The following is a 23,224-nucleotide window of genomic DNA, read 5'->3' as shown; positions in this document are numbered from 1 at the left end:
CTACTTCTCCCTTTTATAAACCTTCATTTTTTCTTTGTCAGTTTCAAAATGCCACTTCGAATCGGCTCTCTGCAGCACTATAATTTCATGAACGTCTGACTCCATGGTATATTCCCTGTTACCCACATATTCCTTGTTGTTGAAGATATTTATCCACATTCCTTCAGGAACATACACAGTTCTTTCCATCTTTCCTTCTTCCACGACCGGAGCCACCAGCAGATCGCTGCCAAACAGATACTGGTCAAATATGTCACGGCACTTCCTGTCTTCCGGAAATTCGATAATCATCGCCCGCATAAGCGGAATTCCGGTTTCTGCGGAAATTTCAGCCTGCTCCATAATGTACGGAATCATGGCCATTCTCAGCTTCGCAAAGTAGCGGTAATCCTCGATTACCCATGGTGCATTTCTCCGCTCCGCTATATTCCATGGCGTTCTGTCCTGGTTGAATTCGGCCTTGCTTTCCGCATGATACTGCATGATCGGGCAGAATGCTGCCATTGCGGTGGATCGTACGAACAGTTCTGCGCCTGGTATCTCTCCGCTGAATCCGGCCAGATCCCATCCCCAGAAAGGCACGCCTGATATGCCGGCATTGATTCCTGCGCATAAATTTCTCTTAAATGCCGAAAATGTGGACTTTTCATCTCCCGCCCAGTGTGCCGGACTCTTCGCAGCTCCCGTAAAACCTGCCCTGCTGAAAACCATCCCTTTCCTTGCTTCCCTGATATATTCGTAATATTTGCTGATATAGAGATTCGGGTATTCATTGCGCATCTCTTTTCCCGTGGTTCCATCTGAAAATTGCAGCTCATCCCCGAAAACGAATTCTCCGCCATCCGTCTTGAATCCGTCCACTTTGATATCGCTGACCAGGTAATCCCTTTTGTCGAACCACCATTTTGAAGCCTCTTCGCTCGTATAGTCAAACAGCAGGCTGTTCGTAAACCATCCCTCCGGCATGCGGTAAGGCGTACCATCCTTCTTCTTTACACAATAGCCGTGCTCTGTGGCATAGGCCTCATCCTTGTCTTTCTGCAGATGGTGGAGGGAATTGATATATTTGATAATCGGAATCTGCCACAGGATGCATTTCAGCCCGTTCTCATGGAGATAGGATACCATTCCTTTCGGATCCGGCCATCTTCCCCATTCCGGGAAATGAAAATCTTCATATCCGAAGGCGTTTCCTCCGTCATTCTCCTTATATACCGCATCATTAAAGATGTAATAGGTCGCCTCGTCGCTCCATGCTTCTATGACCAGCACTGTGGATGGAATATCATGCTGTTTGGTAAGCTCTACCTGCTTTCTGACCTCTGCTTCGCTGTCCCAGTTGTTGCTGGACATCCAGGGTCCGAATGCCCATTCCGGAATCATCTCCGGCTTTCCTGTCAGCGCCGTGAACTGCCCGATTACTTCCTTGGGTGTCCCGATAAAACAGTTCATTTCAAAGTTCTGCATCTGCGTCTCGATCACATAGGATTTTTCAAAGCTCCTGCACAGGTCGAAGGTGGTATAGCAGTTCGTAGGAAGATGAATCCCATATCCGTCCGAACTGAGGAAATAAGGCATTGGAATGTACGTCTTGATTCCCTGGTCCTTGTATTGGTTGTAGACATATACGTCTACCAGATTTCCCCGTTGATTGATATGGTTATACCTTTCCCCGAATCCATAAAAGCCTTCCTCCTCACCGGAAGCAATTTTGATTCCGGTAGAAAACACGGTCTGGTCTTCTATCCAAAAATAGATGTTTTCGATGTTGATCCGGAAGCCGTCCTTTTCGATTGCCATCCCGCCGTTTCCGTCAGGTAAAGCCTTGATCTTGCAGTCTTTTTCCTGATAAACATGGCTGACTTCCGCTTTTTCAACAGCATCCCTGATTCCAAAATCCATCCTGCCGCCTTCATTCCGAAGCTCTCCCAGATAGCCGTTTCCTGAAACGGATGTCAGCAGAAGCGCAATCCTGTCTTCTTTTATATCCAGAATCTCAATATCCTTGATACTTTCCTTTTTCAGTACACGGAACTCATACGTTTCGGATCGGAAATCCCCTGCCCGGAATGAGTAGCTGATCCTCGTTCCTCCCTGAAATGCTCCGAGTGCAAAGCTGTAATTTCCCGTCTCTTCCCTGTAGATTCCCTGTATCTCTTTCCTCTGACCGCCATCTGTTTCTGCCAGAACGTAAACTGGCTCGTCATAACGGATTGGCCATGTAGCTGCAAAGACGGTTACCTCTTCCCCGTCTTTCGGATTCCATGGGCATCTTTCATAATTCCGGGGCTGGTATCGGTTGAAGTTCCCATAAGGAACATGTATGACCGGAGATTCCTTGATTGCCCCCGCCTGCATGAGCTTTTCACGAATAATCTCTTTTACTGCGGTCGCTGCTTCATCATCCCCTGCTTTTTCCAGATGCATTTTTGCCCTTGGGTAGTCAGCCTTCTCCGCAAAATACCATCCCAGCAGCGCGTTTTCATATGCGGAAAGCTGGCCTGTCATTTCTTTCACCGCTTCTACAAGCACCAGATCCTCCGGATTGAAAAGCCCGAAAGGAACGCATACCCACAGCAGATCTGCTTTCACTTCTTTTTTTCCCTTCACGCTCACCAGTTTTCCTGCATCTGTATAAGTTGCATAGGCATAATTCTTCATTCCGTTGATCATCCTGGTGATCTGCTCATTCTTTATGTAAAGGTTGCTGTTGTAAAGCCCTCCATAGGCCATGCCTGCATTCGATGCATAATGATCCGCTTCCTCTCCGGACAGGCTGCTGTGGGGTTTCTGCCATTCTTCCATGACTTGCGCCTGCAGCTTCTCTGCCCTCTGGCGCATTTCTTCTAAAAACCGGAGGTCTTCCGTAATTCTCACGTATTCGCCAAACACAAACAGCAGGAAGCAGTTGTCCTGGTAATCCAGACCTCCTCGCTCCAATAATTCCCTGCAGATCTCCCTGACTCCTGGCATATCCTTTCGAAGGCACTGGTGGATTGCTTTCAATAATTTGATTGTTATTTCGCGGTTTTTCAAAATATATCCTCCTATCTATAATAGCTTGCCACGAATTCCGCGCAGGCCCAGGTCAGCGGATTAATAAAACAGATATTTTCATCATTTGCATCTACCGCTTCCGGAAGCAGTCCGTAGGCGTTCGCATGCTTCTCTGCCCAATCCATTTTCTTTAAATATTCATCATGTTCCCCATACATTTTGCAGTATTCCGCACAGGCCAGCGTATTGAACAGCCATGGCCCGTGGTGGTATTCCTGCTCCGAATAGCCGATTCCATCTTCAAAAAAGGAAGCGTTTTTCAGGAGGTACCTGTGGGTATCCTGCATATGCGCGTCATTTGGATACCCATAGACAGGTCCGAAATACTGGGGTGTGTCATATTTTCTTACTACGGCATCACAATAGTCTACATATCCGTAATCATATCTTCCAAGCTTCTGATTGAAGGTCGTCTGGATTCCTTCATAGATCCGCCTGCATACTTTCTGGCATCTTGCGGCACATTCCTGGTTCCCAAGCATTCCAAACAGCTCCTCCATTGCAAGTATCCCGCCGTAGATGAACATATTGGAAGAAGTGATGAAGGCTCCTCCAAAAACGCCTTCATTGACTCCGCCCTCGGGGCCGGCCATGCCCTTACGGTCCTCAGCCTGCTCGATCACGCCAAGCAGTTCAGCCAGCAGTCCTTCCTCCGCAAGCAGCCTGCCTGTTTTCCTGTAGAACTCGCAGACGATTCTCCCGAAATATCCGACAGAGTCAATCTGGTGGAATACGTTGTTGTTGGCTCCTTCGTTGGGTTCTCCAAGTCCGTCATAGCGCTGGTAGAACTCCCCGTTTCCCTTCCGCTCTCTTTTTATCAGGTATTGGACGATCTCCTCGCATTCTTCATAATGCCCCGCCATCAGAAATGCCCTAGCCACCATTATGGAATCCCTCGCATAATAGCAGGGCATCCTGTTGCTGTAGTAGTGTCCCGTCAGATCAGCCGGAATGAATCCGTTCAGGCAGACAGCCTTAATTGCTGTCAGATTCGTATGCGCCGCCTCCCTGAACTTGTCTTCTTTTTCCTGCATATGTTCTACCCGGCTCTCGCCTTTTTTGATCCATTCATCCCAGTACTGTTCCGCCTCCGTCCTCTGGATTTCAAAATGGAAGCCGGAAATTTCCCGTTCCAGCTCCGCTTCCGAATCCCCGAAAACCAGGGACCACTGGTAGGTAATGCTCCCGCCGGGCGGGATCACGAATTCCTTTCCCTGGGCTGCACCCAGCCTGCGGGATGTCCTGACTGCCTTGCGCTGTTCTTTCTTTTCCATGATATCTAAAAATGTCTGATAGGAGAAATCTGTCGGTGAGTCTTCGATCATATAGAATTCATCGGAATCCTCTGTGATTAAAGCAAAATATGCATTTCCAGTATGAATCATGATATCTTTTGCGCCTGAAATGCTGCTTTCAATCTGTCTGTCGTTGCGGACTGCCACATAGGCGAAACAGGATACTGTTTTAGCATGATTACCCTCATTGAATATCCGGGTTTCAAACGTAATCCTGTTTTTTCCATATGCATAGACGCTGTCCGTTTTCCTTAAACAGTGGTCAATCAGTTCGAATTCATCTACATAACGGAATGATTTTTCCACATGTGTATGGACAGGCACCAGATGATTCGGATGGGTATGTTCCTGCCATTTCCGGTTCCCATAATAGAGCGTATCCTCCACTCTGACCATGGTGGCAGCCGACTGTATCAGATCATGGTCATATTTTTTATAAAACAAGTGATAAATCCCTGTGCCATTGATATCTGCAATCCCATTATTCACCGTATAAATGGCTGCCACATTTTCATTTCCAATCAATCCGACACCTGTATATGTTTTCGTCTTCATAACCAATCCTGCCTTCATCTTCTCCTATCGTAGGAGTCTTCTATTTATTTTATGATCTTAGCTACTTTTTCCTGTGCTGCGCTCAATGCTTCTTCGACCGTTGCCTGGCCGATTAGTGCTTTGTTGAGTTCTTCATTGACTGCATCCTGTACCTGTGAATTGTTTTTTACAACAGGTGGCATGATTCCTGTATCAAGTGCTTCAAAAATCACTTCTCTGCTTTCCGGTTTGCCCTGGGCGATGAATTTTTCTTTTACAGTCGCATCATTGGCTACAGGAAGATCCCAGTTGCTCTCAAGCCTTATTTTCGTAGCTGCTGGATCCACAGACATGAATTTGATGAATTTCCAGGCCGCTTCAGGATTTTTCGTGGTTTTGCTGGCTGCCATTCCGTCAACAAAAACGTGATGGACTTTCTTTGTGTTTCCCGGTTCCAGCGCGATATCCCAGTTGAACCCTGCATCTGCAAAAGTCGACAGCATCCAGCTTCCTGTTCTGATCATGGCGATTTCACTGTTCTTGAACATGTCCTCAGGTGATTTTCCACTCATCTGTTCCGGCGTAGGCTGTATGTTGTAAAGGTACATCTTGTCCATCATCCACTGTACTGCCTCTGTATTTTCTTTTGAATCTATAGTCGGATTGCCTTTTTCATCAAATAAAGCGCCGCCGTTCTGTGCCACTGTTTTGTAAAGTTCATAATACTGAACCGGTGAATAGGAGCCGTATACGCCGTCCTTTGTCAATGCCTGTGCTGCCTCCAGTTCCTCTTTCCATGTCCAGTCCGCCTGTGGATATTCCACTCCTGCCTGGTCAAATAAATCCTTATTGTAGTACATGACCACGTCAGAGAATTTTTCCGTCAGACCGTATAGCTTCTCATCATACTTGAAATATTCAATAGAATTTCCTGAGAGCATTTCAGGCTTGAAATCCTCATCATCACCAGCCAGCGTGCTCATATCAAGCAGCACCCCGTTCTGGGCATAGTTGATAAAATTCTCGTAATTGATTTCAAACACGTCCGGCAGGGTCTTTGATGCTGCCTGTGTCTGCAGTTTTGTAAAATAGTCGCTATAGCCGATCACTTCATAATCAACCTTGATTCCTTCGTTCTGCTTTTCAAATTCCGCAATCATACTCTCCAGATCCTGGATATGGTCTGGTCCTGCCGAATAGGTCGTATACTTGATTGTAACTTCTTCCCCTGCCTTGCTGCCTTCATCCGCTGACTTTCCACACCCTGTGAGTCCCACTGCTCCTATGAGCATTGCGCATGCCAATGTTACCGCCATCATTCTTTTGTTCATCTTTCTCATCCTTTTCTCCTCCTACTTGATTCCGGTGTTCTGGATTCCCTCAATAAAATATTTCTGTGCAAAAATATACACAAGTAAAATTGGTAAGACACTTATTAATGTCGCTGACATTAATACACTCCAGTCAACATACCATCTGCCCTGCAGCTGCGATAGGAACAGTGGTAACGTTGTATGCAGATCGTCTGAAGCGACCAATAAAGGCCACAGGAAATCATTCCATGCTCCCATGAATCCGGTTACTGCCAGCACTGCAAGTCCCGGTTTGGAAAGCGGAAGCATGATTTGAAAGAAGATCCTGATAAATCCTGCTCCATCTATACATGCGGCCTCTTCAAGCGCCGCTGGAATGCTTTTAAAATACTGCCTCATCAGGAATGTTCCAAACGCATTGAACATTCCCGGGAGAAACAAAGCTATATACGTATTGATCAGATTCATTTTGTTCATCAGAATATACTGCGGAATAACGGTTGCCTGCACCGGTATCATCATGGTTGCCAGGTACAGCAGAAACAGCTTTTCCTTATGCCTGAATTCGATTCTGGCAAATACAAAACCGGACATGGCACAGATCAGAATCTGTCCTGCCGTAGCCATCAGCGATACAAAAACGCTGTTGAACAGATATCTGCCTGTATTGTACTGGGAGAACACTGTTCTGAAGCTGTTCAGGGACAGGGAATTCCAGATATTCTTCAGGGTCATATTGTATGTGATGTCTGCATTCGTAAAGGCCACGACAAGCATCCAGCCAAACGGAACAATCATCATAAGTGCGCCCAGAATAAGCAATATATAGATAATCGCATTTTTCTTCTTCATTTCAATATCCTCCTATATTCATGCTCTTCGCCTTAATCGTCATAGTGCACCCATTTCTTCTGCAATACATTCTGTATGACAGTCACAAGTATAATGATTCCGAACAGGACCCATGACAATGCTGTCGAATATCCCATCCGCTGATAACGGAAGCTGTTCCTGTAGATTTCCGTAACCATAACCGGAACCAGATCTGCTGTCGGCTCTCCCGATGTCATGACCCAGATCTGATCAAATACCTGGAAGGAGTTGATAATGGATAAAATCAGGACGTAAAAAGTAGTCGGAGACAGGAGGGGCAGTGTTATTTTTGTGAACCGCTGCCATGGCCCTGCGCAATCAATCTGTGCCGCTTCATAATATGTCTGTGAAATCCCCTGCAGCCCGCCAAGAAAAATGATTGCAAGGAACCCGATATCCTTCCATACGCTCGTCATGATGATCGCCGGCATAACATAGGATGGATTCTGCAGCCAGGCTGGCCCGTTGCCTCCAAAGAACCGGATGATCGTATTGATGATTCCGAATTCCGGGTTCAGCATCCCCTTCCAGATCATGGAAATTGCCACCCAGGAAGAAATAACCGGAAGGAAGAACAGCCCTCTGAACAGCGTCACTTTCTTAACCTTACTGTTCAGCAGCATGGCCAGTCCCAGGGAGACAATCAGTACCGAAGGAAGATAGCCTGTGATAAAAAGCAGGGTATTCTTCAGCGCCTGGTAAAAGCGTTCGTCCTGAAAGATATCCATATAATTTCTGATTCCTATAAAATTAGGATCTCCAAAAAGATTCCAGTCGGTAAAACTGATATACAGCGAGTACAGCATCGAAAATACTTTGAACACAAGCAGCCCCAGAAAGCTGGGCAGCAAAAATGTTAAAATAATTTTCTTTCTTGATTTATACATTGATTCTTCCTCCTTTGGTTAACCGGTTAACCAACCGGCATGAAAACCCTATTTGAGTTTTCTTGTGGTTTCTCTGACCACCATTTCACACTTCATCCATGTTTCCTTTTCTTTCTGTCTGTTCATGATAATATTCAAAATAAGCTCTCCTGCCTTTTCCCCGCGTTTCGAAATATTCTGTCCTACTGTGGTCAGCTTCGGATGCATGATTTTTGCCTGGTAAGTATCATCGAATCCGACAACCGAATACTCTTCCGGTATTTTTCTGCCTTTTGACTGAAGATAATTGATCACACCGAACGCAACGATGTCTGCCGATGCGAGTATGCCTGTAATATCCGGGTCCTCTTCAATTTTCTTTGCCGCCTCGAAACCATACTCATAGGTTACGTCTCCCTCAAAAACAGATTCCTGTCTGAATGCGATCCCGCTGTCCCCAAGCGCCCTCTTGTATCCTTCGAGCCTGGCTTCCAGCAGCATGCTTTTTTCAACTTTCCCTGTCACGACCGCAATATTCTTATGTCCTTCTTCTATCAAGAATTTAGTCGCCATATAAGCCGCTTCTTCATCCTGTAAATTCATTCTGTAAAAATTGCTGCTCGTAATATAAGAATCAATAAGCAGTACCGGAACTGCATAGTTCCCTAAAATCTTGACCATTTCATCATTGTCGATTCCGAAAACGACTGCACCATCCAGATTCCATTTCATCATCATGTCTTCAAAACAGTTCTCCCTGTTCACAACGCTGAGCACAACGCTGTAGCCGGAATTCCTGAGATAATATTCTATTCCTGATATAAATTCACTGTAGAAAGGATTATCAAAAATCATTTTCTGGGTGACATCCACCTGCGGAACTATAACGCCGATCAGGTTGGATCCCTTTCCTGCCAGGGACTTTGCACTATGGCTCGGCACATACCCCAGCTCTTTCATAGCCGTCTTTACTTTCTGCACCATCTCCGGTGACACTTTATTCAGTTTTCCATTTATCACATATGAAACCGTTGTTTTGGTTGTTTCACACACTTTAGCGATGTCGCTTATCGTTACTCTCTTCACGTCAGTATTCTCCTTAGTTAACCGGTTAACTTCTATATTCAAACTATACTACGATATTCTGAAAAACGCAATAGGATTTTTTGTTTCCATTATATTTTGTATACTTTCCACAAGTTATCCGCTCTCTGTTTGTATAGTGTTAACAACACATGAAATGCGTGCACTAGCATCTGCCAAAACGGGGAAACGGGTACCTGACACCATAAACTTTTGTTTATGGTGTCAGGTACCTTTTTGGGGTCAGTCCTGCGTTTGCCTGTCCTCACATGCCTTTATCAAGTCATTTACATGCTCCAAAAGTTTTTGCAGATCTTCACCTTCCGGCAGACACCTTATGATAGCCCTTGCTGCTTCTGCATTTTTTCCATATCCAGGCATGATTTCTTTCAAAATGCTCTCGGCTGCACCAAGCTGTTCAGCACGCCTGAGAGATGAAAACTCATCTGCCAGATCGCGATTCTTATTCCCGTATAATCCGGACAATAGTTTTCGGACCGCCTCATACTGAATTTTTTCAAATGCAGCTGCCTTTTCACCACGCAGTTCCCTCAGCAGACCGACATAAACTTCAATCAGTACATTTCCGCACCAGTTATCCTCTACTATTTTTTCCTTTTGTGTAACCGTTGAATCCGCATATTTATCAGAAAACCCGTCTTTTTTCCACAGAAAGCGGCCGCTGGTATGAGGGATATCCTGCAATTGCTCTTCAGTCACTATTCCGAAATCACATAACACCCCATCCATAAACAGGAGCTTAACGGTATCTTCGCCCTCAATGCCTGCGTAGGCAATCGGCGCAACTGCCTGCATATTATCAAGGTTTTCAAGCAATTCTGTCCTTGTTTCAGATGTACAGACCAACAGAAAATCCAGATCGGAATAATCATCAAATCTCCGCAAATCTCCTAACGACCCAAACCCCATGATTGCTTTTACCCCATTATAACGCTTGAAAAATTTTGTAAGCTCATCCATTCTGGCAAGAGAACAGATGCTCATGTCCGCTCTTGTATTTTTATTCATATGATACTTCTCCTTTTCCTATTTTTCGGTCTCCAGAAATCAATAAACAGGCGATAAAAAACTACTTTGCTCATTTAGTTAACCGGTTAACTTTTATGCTCAAACTATACTACGGCTTTATGAAAAAAGCAATGGACTTTTTACGTTTATTTAATATTTCTACAGTTGCAACAATTTGGCAACTGCCCGTTTGTATATTATAACGAAAAACGAATGCGAAAAAAGGTACCTGACACCATAAACTTTTGTTTATGGTGTCAGGTACCCGTTTTTCGTTTTTTTATGGCTGCATTGCACCAAACAGCACCAGCCACGCCAATATGGATTTAGCCACAAGGCTCAGTATAATGTATATACGTTCCCCATAGATGTAGTCTTTCCATTTGCCTACTTTCTTGTACTGGAGGATCATATTTATAGGGAAGGTGTTAAAGGCTACGAAATATGTCCCTACAATTGCCCATACGAACCACGGAACCCTGTCAAAATTTCCATTTCCAAACATATAAAGCAAAATGGCAATCCATGGTGCAATTCCGGCAATCGACCCCCATACAAAAGGACCCCAGTTCACCTGATTCTTGTCTTTTCCCGAATTCAGCTGTTCCATTACAAGGCCGAACAGATTCATGGACGCATTGACAAAAAAGATGAGGAGCAATGACGCAATGTCATAAATTCCAAACAAGGTTGCAATCAGCACAATCATGATGGATGAACTTAAGGCATACTCGAACCATCTGAACTGGTTGATGCCTTTCTCCAGATCCGCATTGTACTTGGCATTCAATCTCTCCGGAAATGAGATCAGGGCATGCGCAGCGGCTGAAATAAACAAAAAGAGGGCCACCATAATTCCAAAGGGCAGTTCAAACAAAACCTTTGATGCAGATTCCAGAGACCTGGTCTCCTGATTAAAAGCCAGATAAAACTGTACGATTTCCGGTTTGAATTCTGCAATATTCTGAATGACGCTGGTCGCCAGAACGAGCATAATCAAGCCTTGAATGAAATGTAAACTGCCCATGATCCTGTTGAATCTTCTGAGTTTGACGGTTGATAGTTCTTTCATAGGTGTTCCTCCTTCTAAAATTTTTCATATTTCAGACATTTTATTTGTTGATTTCAACACTTTTATCCAGTTGTGTTAACCACCAAGAAATAATTGCCTTATATTCTGAATTTTAACACCTGAAACCTCTTATTACAACATTAATTTATGAAAATTTAATGGTGTCAGGTACCTTTTTTGATGTTATGATTAACATACAGTGAAATTTTAAAATAAGATAATAAGGGGATCAAAAAACATGTCAAAATCATTCGATGAATATATCGCAGACAAACCAGAATTAAATATTATTTCAAAAGAAGAGTCCGCATTGTTAAAAATCAAACTAGGCAAAAGCCATCGCAAAGAATCTGACTGGACAATCATTAAAAATATACTGACTTCACATGATATAATAACGGTAAATATTGGAAATCAAACAAATGGCATTAAATCTGTACATGGTGTTTTATGTGAGGAAAATAAACTAATTGTATTTACAAATATGGATGACTGTAAAAAACATCTCCGTTATCTGCACGCTCTTTCTCTGATTGACAGATTTGTGCATATCGAATCTCTTCCATTTGAGTCCGTTATTGATATTTCAGACCAGACAGATATGCCGATTCTCATTGATGTAGCTAACGAAAAAAATAGAAGACTGATTATATACTATCCACATTTAAAAAAATTAGAAGCTGCAATATTAGCTCCTATGTAGCAAATAGTATCAAACATATTTACAAAACGGTACCTGACACCATTAAATGCAGTTTATGGTGTCAGGTACCGTTTTTTGGACTTTTTTCCCTCCGCCATTTGTTTTTCCCAGGGCGAAAAAATGCCAGGTAAATCCGAATAATTGGATTTACCTGGCATTCAATAGCTGTCAATCATCTTCTTGCTTGTTTATACTTTTTTAATGGTGTCAGGTACCAAATGGGTACCAAATAGGTAAGTACCAACTGTTAGGACCGTACAAGTAATCAGTTCCACCTTTCCAGTCATTCCATAATCCTGCACCTCTGCTGTAGGGAATCCGGCAAGCAGCCCTGCCATCGCTTCCTTCACGGCTTCATCATCCATACCGAACATCTCACTGCCAGGCATCGACATGGGATTTGCCTTCTCTGCATAATAATTCCTTGCTATCAGCCGGTTGTTCAGGGTGCTCGACACTTCAACCTGTATCCTGTTCTCACCCGGTTTCAAAAGCGGGCTGATATCCACCATCCGGCAGTTGAAATCCACTGCCGGAGCTTTCTGGCCATTCACATAAACCGCTGCCGAATTGCCATTCGTGCTTCCGATTTTCAGAACTGCTCCGTTATGCGCAGCCCAGTCCGCGGGAAGATTCACGGTTGTCGTGTAGTAGCCCACCCCTGAAACCTCCGGACCGACTTCCGGAATATCCTTCCACGGCTTCAATGCAGTCTTTCCAACCGGAATCCTGGTTTTTTTTGTTTCATAATAGACTTCCTCTGTTATATTGCCAAGTCCCCTGTCTTCCGTTATGGTGACTTTATCTCCTTCGTTCCAGTCTTCCACTTCAAGATCCCATTCTTCCAGCACAATATTGTCCGGAACACCGATTTCTTTTTCCAAAAAGGTTCCGCTACTGAATACAACTTTATAGATACCGCTCTCAAACGCTGCAAGAGAGAACCTGTTATTTTCCATGCGCAGACCGCCGAAATTCCTGACTTTAATGCCTGCCGCATCTGAAACATCCGTCTCTGAGGCATCCGCATCCGCCCGATTGACCGCAACCACATGTACTGCATCGGCCCTATCAACCGCTATAGCATGCACCGCATCCGCCTCATCTTTATGAAGCGAAACCATTGCCGCTTCGCCGGGCATCAATGTAACTTCAACCGTCGTGTATCCATCCGCCTGCCCGTAGACTGCCGCTTCCGCTTCCGTTCCATTCCAGCAGTCAATGATATAAGGCTTTCCGCTTCCTTTTATCTTCAGTTTTGCTGAAAATGCTTCTGTCTGTGTATACATATAATGATATACGAATACATAATCCGTATCTTCATCCTCACGCATGCAGGTCAGCAGATTCTTGTTTTCTTCCAGAAACGAAACTCTTGGAAGAATACCGAGAGCGGCCAGCGCTTCTCTGGTCCTGCTCTGATCCGCTACTCTCGCAACATTCCCCAGTCCCTCAAGCTCTTTGATTACAGCCTCTAATTCCCTGTCTTTTCCATCATTGGAGATAGTCATAATTGCGGCTTTCTCGTGAAATTTGTCTTTCCCGACATGAATGGTTTCCGTCACGCCATCCACCAGAACGACAGGAAGGCCTTCCATCGCCCACTCCAGTATCCGTTTTGCGCTGCTGATTGGCAGGGCCTCCTGATAGATGATCAGCGCCCGGTATCCCGGGCCGTCCGGTGCTATTTCGCCATCCCTGAACCCGATTCCGTCTTCTTCCAGGATCTGGGGTGCAAAATACTCATAGGTGTAGCCGTTGTTCTGCAGGTTCATATCCTTCCAGTAAACGCCCTCGTTGGCACGCATCATCTTATTCTCATACGTATCTTTTTCATTTCCATAGAGCATATACATGTTGTTGAAATAATAATCCAGCCTGAGGATTCCTATGTCCATTCGGGGTTTGCCCTGGCGGAGTATCATCTGGTATCTTGCCATCATGTCGGTCCAATCCTTATAATGCTGCCATGCAGGCTGCCTGCAGCCGAATCTTTCCGAGAATATGGGAAGCATGCCTTCATGCCCCGGCCAGTAGGTAGATTCATCTGCTCCCGCAATGCTTGAATATCCATGGAGAACTGTCTTGTTCACGCCTGCTGCAAACTGGGTATAGATAATCTGCGTATAAAAATCCAGTCCCAGCATGTAATTGAACAGGGTCGCTCCTGTTTCACTGGAGAAAAGATGCTGATAAAGGTGGGCCGTACCGGCAAGGCCGCGATAGGCATCAATCTGTGATGCGAATTCCAGCGACTCCGTCTCAACTCCGTCCACGTATTTTCCAGGCTGGGATATTTCAAACGGCATACCATAAGAAATCTCGGCACGCAGTTCCATACCTGCGCTGTGCAGCCACTCCTGGAGGGGTTTCAGCATATTTTCCATGTACAGGTCGGTCATTGTCTGGTATAGATCATTCCTGACTTTATCAATTTTCCTCTTGTCTTCTGCTTCGTAATAGAAGATTCCCGGCATCATCATGCCTGGTGCACTTTTTATGAGATAAGGCAGATATGGGACAAGACTGTATCCTCGCCGTTTTTCAAATTCCTCCGGCAGATGATAGCCCCAGAACACCCCGCCTTTTCCAAATGTGCATAGCTCCAGGGAATCCATGTACATCATGACGCGGCCGTTCTTTTTGATCACATCGGTCATTTCAGGAGTCAGCACTTCCTTTTCCCAATATTCGATAAGCGCCTCTACGCCATACTTGTCAATATAATTTACGGTATAGGAGGTGCTGACGGAAGGTTCCGCCGTCTGACCGGTTCCATGAATCCAGAAGGTCAGCAGTTCGTAATCTCCGTCATCAGGCGCTGTCCAGGTCAGGCTTCCTTCACTGACCGCATCCGTCAGAACTACGATACTGTCCTCATCCATCCTCATGCCCTGCCCATCCGGGCCTGACACTTTTCCTGCAACAACTGCGATCAGCTCCTGCTCCTTAATATTCGGCATGGTGAGGCTGCATGTTTCAAGGATTCCCTTCCTGGTTTCCCCAGCCTTCACTGTCTCCGCCGTAAAATCCAGCTCTTTTGCAGCTGCCTTGTCGTCCGGGGTTATGGTAGTCAGGTTCGCATTGGACCAGTTTGTGCCGCTGGTCACGCTTGCGCCCATGCCGTGTTTTGTCACCTGGTCGATTACCAGATGGGAGTCATGCACCCATTCCTCCGATCCCCATCCGTAGACCGAAGAATCGGCCCCCGGTTCCCCCATGGCAAGGAATTCTGCCCCGCCGAATCCGGCTTCATGAAGCAGTTTCACATCGTTTTTTAACGTTTCGTCCGTATGGAAGCCTTCTGCAAGCCACCAGCGGACCTCCGGGCGGTAAACCATCTCCGGGTTCTGTAATTGTTCTTTCTGTATTGCCATATATTTCACCTTTCCGATTAAAAATTCTTGTAACTATTCTGGACTATGTCCTTCATAGTCAAATATGAAGCACACATTGCCAAACCAGCAATTAGGCGCATGCTGAACTTGGATTTTTATGCAAAACATGCATAAAAGTGCCTCGCAGGACTGAGGTTCTGAATAGTTATGAATCATTTTCACATTCCTTATTTATTCCGTTCCCCTTATATAGAAGCCTGTTCAAAGGCAGGATTTCCGCTAACAGTTTCTCTATTCTTCTTCTCTTTTTCCATGCTTTTCCTTCTGGCGCGAAGCGTATCCGTAATCTCACTCATCTTGTCCTTGTCCAAATTATATCCCGCTATAAATATAATCCCACTGACAATGTTGATGAGTCCTGGTATCAGTATGGTTATCCCTATGATTCCGGTAATTGCGCTGCCGATCTGTGCCTGATTTGCCGCATATCCGGTTGCTGCCAGTACGTATCCGGGAATCGCACCGCCAAACCCCTGGCCCGCCTTGATTACAAAGGAGTTCAAAGACGCCAGTGCTCCTTCTGCACGTGTCCCTCTCTTGAAATCAATATAATCCACATTATCTGCCTGAATACCGTAGGAAAGGGCCATCATTCCTCCGCTTCCGACACCGCCGAGAAGGCTTGTCAGGTAAATAAGCGGAATATTGGTAACACTGAAAAGGCGGATCAGCATGAATATTCCGAACAGTACAATGCTGCCTCCATATAATGTTTTCTTTCCGAGCCTTCCAATCAGCCTGGAAGTCAGAAACATACCGGCAAACATGCCGCCCATGGATATCAGGCTGGAAAAACTCAGTACGTCCATTCTGTTATCCAGTATATAGGTCGCAAAATAAATATTGCTAGAGCTTGCCGTGGTCATTGCAACTCCGCCAAGAAGAGAGACTACAAAGCTTATCACTACCGGCCTTTCTCTTAAAATCGAAAACAGATCCCTGAACTTATATTTTTCCTCATTGGTCGGCTGAACCCTTTCCTTGATTCCCAGCGCACCTATGATAGAAAAAATTAAAACGATTGCAGTTGCTCCGCCTACCAGAACCAAATACCCGGTTACGCTGTTTCCGAATTTCTGAATGATCAACGGGGCTGCCATACCTATGCCAAGAATCCCCACCATGTAGCTGGCACCTTTGATTGCACTCAGGGAACCTCTTTCCTTCTCGTCATCCGTCATTACCGGAATCATGGCATTTAACGGGATATCCATCATATCAAAACTGATTCCGATCAGCAGATAGGTGATATATACAACAACAAGCTTGATTCCCGGAAAAAGCAGAGGCGCGAACCACAGCATCAGATAGTTGACCGCACACAGGATTACGCCGATAATCAGATACGGACGGAACCTTCCCATCCTGCTTTTGGGCAGATGGTCAATGACAAATCCCATAATCGGATCATTGATGCCGTCTAAAATTCTCGAAAAGATAAACAGGGTTGCGACTGCAGCAGGGTTGAGTCCCACAATATCCGTATAGAAAATCAGCAGATAAGTGCCTACCAGAGCCATAATCGGGATGTTTCCCATATTTGCCATTCCAAATGCCACTTTTTCTCTGACTGAAATTTTATTCAATCTTTCTCTCTTGTCCATTTGTAAACCTCCTTAAAATTCTAACAGTTTGCGTTCGCCAATTCATGATTTCAAGATTCTGTACCTGCAGCCACCGAACCCCTGTAACTATGAAGGACATAGTCCTGAATAGTCATGTTTTGCCAATGAAATTCATCAATCCGCTTCGTACTTGTATAATAAGACATTTCATTTCCTTTTACATTGTCATTTCATTATGTCATTTGTATCAAATGATTCGCTGTTTGCCAGAAATTATCATCATTATGTCAATTTCAATTTTTCTGTGCTATAATCGGCGTATTGGGATTTCTTTAACAGGAGGATTATCAGGATGGATTTAACAAACTATTATTACAAGGATGTCGAACAAATATATAGGGACATTGAAAATCACCAGGAACTGTACGAGCTAGGCCTTGACAATCCACCTTCTGATTATGAATTGAAATGGGCCAGTCTCACAACGGATAAAGGTCCTCTGACGATCTATCCGCACCCTGCCGACTTTGATTTATGGGCACACTGCCATGACTTCTTTGAATTTGCGTATGTATACCGTGGCGGCTGCAGAATGCACATCGATTCAGCAGATATTGAACTGAAGGCCGGAGACATGTGTCTGTTCAATCTGCAGGCAAAGCATAGCATCGATGTCGATTCCAGGAGTGAGAATATCATTTTCAATATTATCGTGAAGCCGGAATATTTCAACAGCAGCTATTTCCGTCTTGCCTGCCTGCCGAACAACGAATATATCTTCGATTTTTTCCTGGAATCCATGATCAATCAGCAGATTAAGGATAATTATGTGCTGTTCAAAAACAGCCCGGATAACACCTACCAGGATCTGATCGAGCATATTATCCATGAACATTACGAAGGGAAGAGCCACAAAGAGGTACTGCTGAATTTTCTTTTCTCTTCGATGCTTATAGAGCTGTCCAGAACTTACGGAAGCAATCTGGATGCATCCAGTAAAGAAGAACTGAAGAAGTACAAAATCACGGAAATCACCGAATATATCTTTGCCCATTACAAAGACATCACCCTGAAGGACCTGGCTGCACACTTCAATTACAGCTGCGCCTATCTTTCTACGGTCATAAAGAAGTATTCCGGGAACAGCTTTTCCGAACTGCTCCATGCCTTCCGGTTTCTTCGGGCCTGCCAGCTGCTGACGGAATCCGACACGTCTATTTCCGACATCATCGAAGATGTAGGATGCAGCAACCAGACCTGGTTTATCCAGAATTTCAAAAAGCGGTATGGGATATCTCCTTCTGAGTACAGGAGGAGATATCGGAAATAGCAAAAAACCAAAAAGGTACCTGACACCATAAACTACAGTTTATGGTGTCAGGTACCTTTTTCACATTCCCTTTTTCATATGGTCAGGCACCAAAATTCAAAATTCTTCGCAATTCTTTGCAGAATTGTTCAGGATGGAGCAGTATTTCACCATGGCCAAACCCCTCGAATATTGTATCCTTACCCTTCGGGAATGCTTTCCTTATTTTTCTTGCACCCCTGGCAGCCGACTTTTCGTTAGTTCCATACCAGCAAGCAAGTCTGACGCCATTACAAGGTTCCATTTTATTAACATATGTGAACATTGATGCACCGTCATAGAAAGCATTTTTAAGTGTTGTTCTTGAAATACCGCTATATAACAGTTCATTAAGCATTTCAGGAGTAACACCTCCAAGTTTTAGAAACCAATTCATCTTCCCTTTCAGTACTTGTTCACCGAACCATCCCGCAAATTTTGATACTGGTTTATTTAATATACCAAGCGACGTATCCACTGTACCATCAAGGATGATATTGCTTACTGTTACATTCCTACGGTATGCCGTCAAAAGTGCCGTAACACATCCAAGAGACGAACCATAAATCACATCGATCCTTCCACCAAGGTTATCCCGAATAAATCTCTCAACCTGTTCCGCCTCACGTTCTCCACTTATGTAATTTGTCTTCTCTTCCGGGTCATGCCCATCCAGTCCGGCCGCAATAACATGAAAATCACCTTGAAGCAATGCAATTACTTTGCTGAAACTCTTATCCCATGTGGTTCCAAGCCCATGAATAAACATAACCGTTTTTCCATTTTGTTTCCCAAATACATGGAATTTCATATCACAATTCCTCCTTCACGCAGAACCAGCCAACCGAATTATTACTCTATTTTCATTATTGACTCTTAATAGAATTATACAAAAATACTTCAAAAAAACCAACTCCAGTTTGTATGCATCTTTGCAGCCAGGAAGGATATCGTCCTGAACAGCTGCAAATCAAGAAGAAAAAGCAAGGAGGCATTTATGAAAAAAGATGATCACAGTTCCTCGCTTCCTCCATGGGTCATAATTCCTTTTGGGGGCTTATTGGTACTCGGTTTATGCTACATCAAAAACGGGTACCTGACACCATAAACTTTAGTTTATGGTGTCAGGTACCCGTTTTTCCGTTTTCCATAGGGGTCAGCTATCCGAATTATCTTCGAAATAATCCTTGTACTCTACTTCCACATGATGCTTCATTCGTATTATGTTATATGACAAATGGGTCTTTAATGCTTCCGTCAACCCAGCCTTATCCTTTTTTTGAATCAGTTCAAATAAACCGTTATGCTCTTTGATAATACGTGTGAAATTTGTTTCAGTCTCGAGATCGAGCATTCGATATCTTTTATAATCAACCTGCGCTTCCTGCAGAACCTCCCAGATTTTCTTCTTACCGGTTACTCCAAACCAGACCTCATGCATGAGCGAATCAAGATGATAGAATTGTTCTGCCGTAAAATCTTTTCCCTGGATAATTGCTTCCTGCTTTCGAATCAGATAGCGTACTTCTTCTAATATCATAGGCGTTGCAATATCAACAAAGTCACATATTACATTGGTTTCTACAGCAATTCTCATATAAATCAGTTGTTTTATTTCATCATAGTTTAATTTTGTTACATAGGTTCCACGATATGGTATTGTTTCAATAAAACCTTGCTCCTGAAGACTCCAAAATGCATCTCTTACCGGAGTTCTTGATACGTCAAACATCTGACATATTTCGTTCTCACTAATAGCCTGACCCGGAATCAACTCTAAATTCAGAATTTTACGTTTTAATCCTTCATATACTAAATGGTTACGACTTTTAACCAGACTCTTACTCATACCTTTATACACACTCCCATTTTTGTATATTTTATCACACTCAGTTAAGCCCGACAATCATATGTTACATATCCTGAACGTAATTTTATAGATAAGATTCGTCTATTATTAAATAAATAGTAGGAGCAAAGAATAAATATTCATTCTTTGCTCCCAATAAGATAATATAAGTTTCAGCTTACTTCAGTTGTTTTCCAATATTAAGCAAAACACCGTCATCCACATAAAGTATATGTCCATTTACAAAGTCAGATGCATCCGAAGCAAGGAATATAGCAGGTCCGATACCACGGGACGCACCAGCCTTTACTTTTCATTTTGTTATTTTATTAATCCAAGCATATTCGGAACCGTCATAGATAATTCCGGAACAAATGTTACCAATAATAGCAAGACTATTGTGACAGCAAAGTAAGGTATCAGGATCTTAAATACCTCTTCTATTTTAACATTTGCCACCTTGCATCCCGTAAATAGAATTGGTCCAACCGGTGGTGTAATTGTTCCAATGCAGAGATTAAACACCATCATGATACCAAAGTGAACCGGATGCATACCAAAGCTTGTACAGATCGGAAGGAAAATCGGAGTGAAAATCAATACTGCTGGTGTTGGATCCATGAAGGTACCAACAAGAAGTAAAATCAGATTCATGAGAAGCAGAATGATGATCTTGTTATCCGTTAATCCGATCAATCCATTTGATATGATCTCCGGAATACGGGCAAAACCCATCACCCAGCTCATGATAGAAGAAACACCAATCATGAAAATTACAATAGCGCTCATCTTTGCACTGTCTAATAATATTTGCGGCAGATCCTTTACTTTAAGAGATTTGTAGCAAAAACTCAATACCAGCGAATATACGACTGCAATGGCAGATCCTTCTGTAGCTGTAAATACGCCTTTTAAGATACCGCCAATTACGATTACTATTAGCAGCAGGCTGGGAATTGCCTCTAAAAAAGTAATTAAAGCAGTTTTCAGTGTGAGTTTTTCATTGGCTCTGTAGCCACGTTTTGAAGCCATGAAACCTGCTATTACCATAACACCAAGTCCCCAGACAAGTCCCGGTATATATCCTGCCATAAATAAAGCAGATACGGAGACACTGCCGGCAACAGTAGAATATACGATCAATGTATTACTTGGCGGAATCAACATTCCCGTAGGTGCAGATGCTATATTGACAGCTGCAACATATTCTTTTGCATATCCTTCTTTTTCCTCTAACGGTCCTAATGTACCTCCGATAGCTGCTGCCGCCGCAACCCCTGAACCGCTGATTGCTCCAAAAAGCATATTTGCAACAACATTGGTCTGCGCTAATGCACCAGGCATTCTTCCGCTTAACACTTTTGCGCAATTTACAAGCCTTATTGCAATACCACCATTATTCATAATATTACCAGCAAGTATAAAAAATGGTATCGCCAGCAAGGAGAATGAATTCACACCGGAAAAAACTTTTTGCGAGGCTGTAGTCATTGCATTTTCAAAAGGAAGAATAACCAACATTGCTATTACTGATGCCGCTCCGATGCTAATACTGATCGGTACTCCCATAACCAGCATAATCACAACGCAAATCAGCATAATCAAACCTATAAACAACGCCTGATCCATAATTATATTCTCCCTTCCATGCTATTTGATGTTAACTCATTAAAAAGTTTCTTTTCTGTATATATAAAATAAAACAATATAAAAATCGAACTGACAGGTACTGCTGAATAAATAATTCCCATAGGAATCTGTAACGTTGCGTCTAACTGTACCATTTGATCGATCATCTGCGTGTATCCGCCGTATATTAAAACGATGGCTGTAAACAATGCGATAATCAGTTCCCCAATCATCTCAACAATAATGCGTGCTTTTGCGGGCATTTTATCTCTCACAAATGCAATATTCATATGCTCACGCAACCCGAATACATAAGCTGAACCGTACATAATCATCCAGACAAACATATATTTCGAAACTATTTCCGTATATGAATTAGGACTATTGAAAAAATAGCGTACGACAACCTGATAGGTTACTAATACAGTCATGGCTGCTAACAGAAAAATACAAACCCATGCCAGTATTTTATCAATTATTCGTTTGATAGATTCCATCAATCTCATTACCTCTTTCTATTATAAGGATAAATGGATTCTCAAATTGAAGGAATCCATTTATCGATTAAACTTATTCTGCTAAAGTTCTAATTGAATCGTACAAGGCCTGTGCGCTTTCGCTCTTTTCTACAACTTCCTTGATTACAGGCTGTACTGCATCCTGGAATGGTGTAATATCAACTTCAGTAAAAGTGGTTCCGGCTTCTGTTGCCGTATCAATTGCTGACTGTAATTGTTCATCCCAGATTTCGAATTCTCTTTCAGTATATTTTTTACATAGATCTTTCATGATCTGCTGATGTTCTTCGCTCATTCCCGAAAGAATATCTGAATTAATGACTAATAAGTCTGGAATCATAAGATGTCTTGTGTAAGAGAAGTATGGAGCTACTTCATAATGTTTTAAATCTGCATATGTAATTTCATTATTTTCTCCACCATTGATTACACCCTGCTGAATTGCAGTATATACTTCACTCTGCGCCATTGGAGTTGCAACGCCGCCCATCGCATTTAACATAGCAATAGAAGTAGGCGCTTCCATAACTCTTATTTTATAACCAGCTAAATCTTCTGGCGTTTCGACCGGCTTATCCGTATAGATACAACGGGAACCTGCTGTAAATGCTGCTAATACGTTGAATTTGTTTGCTGATGTACTTGCAAATAATTCATCAAGTATACCACTTGTAAATACTTTTTTCTGATGTTCTGTACTATCATATGCATATGGCAATCCAAGAACAGCGAAATCACCGTTTACATTTTCAACAATTGAATTTGCTACCATAGCCATCTGTATTGTTCCGCTTTGTACCAATTCAAATGCATCCTTTTGTGAACCAAGCAATTCATTTGGACTGATTTCAATCTCATATGCCCCATCGGTTAATTCATATAATTCATCGCTCATTTCAGCAAGTGCCTTGTACTGCGGATGATTTTCCGACTGATTAAATGCTAATTTCAGAGTTGTGGTTTTTGCTGCACCATTTTCTGTGGTTTTTGCACTTCCTCCACATCCTGCTAAAGACAACACCATGATTCCTACTAATACTGCCGCTATTTTCTTCTTCATCTTTTCCCTATTCCCTTTCATTTATAATCCAA

General features: G+C 43.3%; 17 protein-coding genes and 1 pseudogene. 2 read left to right on the top strand and 16 right to left on the bottom strand.

Annotated features, from left to right (window positions below; genetic code table 11):
• The 8 genes from BJR36_RS10670 to heR form a co-directional block, all read right to left on the bottom strand.
• The gene (locus BJR36_RS10670) at window positions 1-3,036 is read right to left on the bottom strand and encodes a glycoside hydrolase family 31 protein (protein ID WP_091233911.1); all 3,036 of its coding nucleotides are present in this window, start codon (window positions 3,034-3,036) and stop codon (window positions 1-3) included.
• A gap of 11 nt (window positions 3,037-3,047) precedes the next feature.
• The gene (locus BJR36_RS10665) at window positions 3,048-4,907 is read right to left on the bottom strand and encodes a glycoside hydrolase family 15 protein (protein WP_139133540.1); all 1,860 of its coding nucleotides are present in this window, start codon (window positions 4,905-4,907) and stop codon (window positions 3,048-3,050) included.
• A 44-nt stretch (window positions 4,908-4,951) separates the two neighbouring features.
• The gene (locus tag BJR36_RS10660; protein WP_091233907.1) at window positions 4,952-6,226 is read right to left on the bottom strand and encodes an ABC transporter substrate-binding protein; all 1,275 of its coding nucleotides are present in this window, start codon (window positions 6,224-6,226) and stop codon (window positions 4,952-4,954) included.
• A gap of 12 nt (window positions 6,227-6,238) precedes the next feature.
• Entirely contained in the window at window positions 6,239-7,051 is an 813-nt protein-coding gene (locus BJR36_RS10655) for a carbohydrate ABC transporter permease (protein WP_091233904.1), read from the bottom strand.
• Window positions 7,052-7,083: 32 nt separating this feature from the next.
• A complete protein-coding gene (locus BJR36_RS10650) occupies window positions 7,084-7,959 on the bottom strand; it encodes a carbohydrate ABC transporter permease (RefSeq protein ID WP_091233901.1) in 876 nt (291 codons plus the stop codon).
• 48 nt (window positions 7,960-8,007) lie between these two features.
• A complete protein-coding gene (locus BJR36_RS10645) occupies window positions 8,008-9,024 on the bottom strand; it encodes a LacI family DNA-binding transcriptional regulator (protein WP_169823664.1) in 1,017 nt (338 codons plus the stop codon).
• Window positions 9,025-9,264: 240 nt separating this feature from the next.
• Window positions 9,265-10,050: a hypothetical protein gene (locus BJR36_RS10640; protein WP_091233897.1), complete on the bottom strand. Its 786-nt coding sequence runs from the start codon at window positions 10,048-10,050 to the stop codon at window positions 9,265-9,267.
• Between the two features lie 280 nt (window positions 10,051-10,330).
• On the bottom strand, window positions 10,331-11,122 hold the full coding sequence (heR, locus tag BJR36_RS10635; RefSeq protein WP_091233894.1) for a heliorhodopsin HeR: 792 nt from the start codon (window positions 11,120-11,122) through the stop codon (window positions 10,331-10,333).
• A 238-nt stretch (window positions 11,123-11,360) separates the two neighbouring features.
• Here heR and BJR36_RS10630 point away from each other — a divergent pair, with 238 nt between their 5' ends.
• Window positions 11,361-11,825 (top strand): hypothetical protein, encoded by a 465-nt coding sequence (locus tag BJR36_RS10630; RefSeq protein WP_091233892.1) that lies wholly within the window; start codon window positions 11,361-11,363, stop codon window positions 11,823-11,825.
• Between the two features lie 188 nt (window positions 11,826-12,013).
• Here the strand turns inward: BJR36_RS10630 and BJR36_RS10625 are convergent, their stop codons facing one another.
• Window positions 12,014-15,202, bottom strand: a complete 3,189-nt coding sequence (locus BJR36_RS10625) for a glycosyl hydrolase (RefSeq protein WP_091233890.1) — start codon at window positions 15,200-15,202, stop codon at window positions 12,014-12,016.
• A 206-nt stretch (window positions 15,203-15,408) separates the two neighbouring features.
• A complete protein-coding gene (locus BJR36_RS10620; RefSeq protein WP_139133539.1) occupies window positions 15,409-16,827 on the bottom strand; it encodes an MFS transporter in 1,419 nt (472 codons plus the stop codon).
• 313 nt (window positions 16,828-17,140) lie between these two features.
• On the opposite strand from BJR36_RS10620, the gene BJR36_RS10615 reads away from it, so the two are divergent.
• Entirely contained in the window at window positions 17,141-18,118 is a 978-nt protein-coding gene (locus BJR36_RS10615; RefSeq protein WP_091233888.1) for an AraC family transcriptional regulator, read from the top strand.
• 82 nt (window positions 18,119-18,200) lie between these two features.
• Here BJR36_RS10615 and BJR36_RS10610 read toward each other — a convergent pair whose 3' ends face one another.
• From BJR36_RS10610 to BJR36_RS10585, 6 genes and pseudogenes are all read right to left on the bottom strand, one after another.
• Window positions 18,201-18,947 carry an alpha/beta fold hydrolase gene (locus BJR36_RS10610; protein WP_091233886.1) on the bottom strand — a complete coding sequence of 249 codons (747 nt, stop codon included), beginning with the start codon at window positions 18,945-18,947 and terminating at the stop codon, window positions 18,201-18,203.
• Between the two features lie 345 nt (window positions 18,948-19,292).
• Window positions 19,293-19,985: a GntR family transcriptional regulator gene (locus tag BJR36_RS10605; protein ID WP_091233883.1), complete on the bottom strand. Its 693-nt coding sequence runs from the start codon at window positions 19,983-19,985 to the stop codon at window positions 19,293-19,295.
• 178 nt (window positions 19,986-20,163) lie between these two features.
• Window positions 20,164-20,268: pseudogene (locus BJR36_RS21030) on the bottom strand (gluconate 5-dehydrogenase); the annotation flags it as partial.
• A 38-nt stretch (window positions 20,269-20,306) separates the two neighbouring features.
• Window positions 20,307-21,614 (bottom strand): TRAP transporter large permease, encoded by a 1,308-nt coding sequence (locus BJR36_RS10595; protein WP_091233882.1) that lies wholly within the window; start codon window positions 21,612-21,614, stop codon window positions 20,307-20,309.
• A gap of 2 nt (window positions 21,615-21,616) precedes the next feature.
• A complete protein-coding gene (locus BJR36_RS10590) occupies window positions 21,617-22,111 on the bottom strand; it encodes a TRAP transporter small permease (protein WP_091233880.1) in 495 nt (164 codons plus the stop codon).
• Window positions 22,112-22,184: 73 nt separating this feature from the next.
• Entirely contained in the window at window positions 22,185-23,192 is a 1,008-nt protein-coding gene (locus BJR36_RS10585; protein ID WP_091234025.1) for a TRAP transporter substrate-binding protein, read from the bottom strand.
• Between the last annotated feature and the right edge of the window lie 32 nt (window positions 23,193-23,224).

The sequence above is a fragment of the Anaerobium acetethylicum genome, from assembly GCF_900096945.1.
Classification (GTDB): domain Bacteria; phylum Bacillota; class Clostridia; order Lachnospirales; family Lachnospiraceae; genus Anaerobium; species Anaerobium acetethylicum.
The sequence above is the reverse complement of the archived record's forward strand: the minus strand, read 5'-3'. Positions and strand labels throughout refer to the sequence as shown.

Bases quoted from the DNA above. Each gene is read 5' to 3' on its own strand.
- BJR36_RS10665 (WP_139133540.1), bottom strand. From the start codon at position 4,907: ATGAAGACGAAAACATATACAGGTGTCGGATTGATTGGAAATGAAAAT.
- BJR36_RS10660 (WP_091233907.1), bottom strand. From the start codon at position 6,226: ATGAGAAAGATGAACAAAAGAATGATGGCGGTAACATTGGCATGCGCA.
- BJR36_RS10655 (WP_091233904.1), bottom strand. From the start codon at position 7,051: ATGAAGAAGAAAAATGCGATTATCTATATATTGCTTATTCTGGGCGCA.
- BJR36_RS10650 (WP_091233901.1), bottom strand. From the start codon at position 7,959: ATGTATAAATCAAGAAAGAAAATTATTTTAACATTTTTGCTGCCCAGC.
- BJR36_RS10640 (WP_091233897.1), bottom strand. From the start codon at position 10,050: ATGAATAAAAATACAAGAGCGGACATGAGCATCTGTTCTCTTGCCAGA.
- heR (WP_091233894.1), bottom strand. From the start codon at position 11,122: ATGAAAGAACTATCAACCGTCAAACTCAGAAGATTCAACAGGATCATG.
- BJR36_RS10630 (WP_091233892.1), top strand. From the start codon at position 11,361: ATGTCAAAATCATTCGATGAATATATCGCAGACAAACCAGAATTAAAT.
- BJR36_RS10625 (WP_091233890.1), bottom strand. From the start codon at position 15,202: ATGGCAATACAGAAAGAACAATTACAGAACCCGGAGATGGTTTACCGC.
- BJR36_RS10620 (WP_139133539.1), bottom strand. From the start codon at position 16,827: ATGGACAAGAGAGAAAGATTGAATAAAATTTCAGTCAGAGAAAAAGTG.
- BJR36_RS10615 (WP_091233888.1), top strand. From the start codon at position 17,141: ATGGATTTAACAAACTATTATTACAAGGATGTCGAACAAATATATAGG.
- BJR36_RS10610 (WP_091233886.1), bottom strand. From the start codon at position 18,947: ATGAAATTCCATGTATTTGGGAAACAAAATGGAAAAACGGTTATGTTT.
- BJR36_RS10605 (WP_091233883.1), bottom strand. From the start codon at position 19,985: ATGAGTAAGAGTCTGGTTAAAAGTCGTAACCATTTAGTATATGAAGGA.
- BJR36_RS10595 (WP_091233882.1), bottom strand. From the start codon at position 21,614: ATGGATCAGGCGTTGTTTATAGGTTTGATTATGCTGATTTGCGTTGTG.
- BJR36_RS10590 (WP_091233880.1), bottom strand. From the start codon at position 22,111: ATGGAATCTATCAAACGAATAATTGATAAAATACTGGCATGGGTTTGT.
- BJR36_RS10585 (WP_091234025.1), bottom strand. From the start codon at position 23,192: ATGAAGAAGAAAATAGCGGCAGTATTAGTAGGAATCATGGTGTTGTCT.